The sequence below is a fragment of the Lachnoclostridium sp. An118 genome (genome assembly GCF_002160985.1).
GTDB lineage: Bacteria > Bacillota > Clostridia > Lachnospirales > Lachnospiraceae > Claveliimonas > Claveliimonas stercoravium.
In genome coordinates this window covers 1-1,924 of record NZ_NFLQ01000045.1, presented here as the reverse complement: position 1 = coordinate 1,924, position 1,924 = coordinate 1, and the positions used below count along the sequence as shown (strand labels likewise).

1 protein-coding gene is annotated in these 1,924 nt (G+C 48.5%); it reads right to left on the bottom strand.

All coding sequences use genetic code 11. The features are described 5' to 3' along the window. Window positions 1–305 precede the first annotated feature (305 nt). Window positions 306–1,775 (bottom strand): integrase core domain-containing protein, encoded by a 1,470-nt coding sequence (locus tag B5E62_RS16585; protein WP_087175611.1) that lies wholly within the window; start codon window positions 1,773–1,775, stop codon window positions 306–308. Between the last annotated feature and the right edge of the window lie 149 nt (window positions 1,776–1,924).

The window sequence follows — 1,924 nt, the reverse complement described above, 5'->3', positions numbered from 1 at the left end:
GGTAGTGTCAAGTAATCTATGAAAAAATAAGTCATAAAAAATAGGCTCAGAAGAACCTTGAAAATTGCAGATATTGATATTGAAAAGCTCTCCGAGGGCTCAGGGCGCTGCCCTGAGAACCCGCAAGGGACCAGTCCCTTGACCCAATAGCGGGCTCTGCCCGCACCTGTCCTCGCCGGAAGGCAGGGAAAGGGCGCGGTTGCCCCTTTCCTGTCAGACAGGATGCTCCGTGGGCTTTTTGTCAACAGACTTTCGCGGCATATCCTCACAGCCGGCGCTGCCGACTGTTCCGGTATTCCACGGTTCTATTGACAACAGCCCCGCTCCCGTGACGCGGCGCTATTTTCCTGCATATGCAGGATTGTCTGCTGACCGAGAAAGATAAGGAGCTGCCATTTTCCTGGCATGTTGTCAGCACCATGGAGAAGTTCCACATCATTGAGCACCCGATAACGGTTGTGCTTATGAGGACGCAGGAAGTTATAATAAGCAACCCAGAGAGCCAGATCATAGTTGGCGCCTTCGATGTTGTCAAAGCCGTTTGTTTTCCGATAGGAAGCTTTATACGTGCGGTTCAGCCGTTCCACGATCTGTTTGAATGGGCGGTTGTCTTTGGATACAGCATCGTCGTTGGTAAGTCCAATGACCTGGGTGATCGTAAAGGTAAAGTCTTTTCCAAACTTCTTTGCAAACTCCATTGCGGCAAGCGGGTAAGCGCTGTAGCCGTCCGCAACGAATTTAAAGTGGTCCGGCAGCTTTTTAAGTCCTTGGAAGGCCATGCGCATGGCGAGGATGCAGGGCCCCACGCCGCGATTGTCAGAAACCTGATAGCCGATGATGGAACGGCAGGCGGCATTCATGATCAGCCAGACAAAGGTTTTCACACCGCGGACTTTGATGTAGGTTTCATCGGCGATGAAAGTGTTCCCTTTTCTGTAGGGATACTGGTCGGTAAAGGGTTTGATGCATACAGCGGCGGTCTTGCAGTAGTTTGCGATCTGCTGATGGGAGATGCGGATGTTATAGAGATCCTTAAGAGCCTGGCTGGTTTTACGAAGTGATAGGCCTAGGTTGATATGGAGGGTCAGGCACAGGGACATGACATGGGCGTTGTGTTTGCTGAACCTGAGAGAAGAAGCATGCTTTGGCAGGGAGTTTAAGTCCATGCGGAAGAAATCTATCGTGAATTCACGGTAGATGTAGTGGAGTTTATATTTATTTTTCCCGTAGTTCTCTTTCAGGTCTTCCTGGTCGACTTTCTTCAGGTTGTGAAGATAGTAGGGACATTTCGGATTGATACATTTATGGATGACGAAATGTTTCCGAGTCTTTATCCTGGAGAGGGAATGACCGCAGTGCGGGCATAACAGGCGGAAGGGAGTTGTTACAAGATCACCGGAAGAGAAGGTCTGTCCGCAGACTTTGCACTGGTACTGGCCGTTGCCGCCGTTGTTATCATAGATAAAGAGATGAGGGGCACCGCACAGGGGGCAGAGGATGTCCTCAGGGACGGACGTTCCGTTTCGCCGCTGGACAGGTTTCAGAGGTTTGCCGTAGCGCCAGAGATAGTATTCAAGGAGGAACTGCCAGTCCTGTTTGATAAAGGTTCTGATACGTGGGAGTTCATCCACTTTGAACTTCTGATATTTGGGAGAGTGGGAGTCGTCAAAAGCCCACTGCTTGAGAGGGATATATCTGCAGATAAAAGTGATTAGCCAGCAATTCATCTGAAAAAGGTGTTGAATGATGGTGAGAAGATAAAGTATAATGTCCATGAGCATTGGCTCCTTTCTGGGGTGTTTTTTTGGCGATAGACATTATACCAGAAAAGGGAGGTCAATGCTCTTTTTATTGAAGATTTCCCTAAAAATCAAGGTTTCTATAGAATTTAGATACAAAAAAACAGGTAGTATTTGACACTACC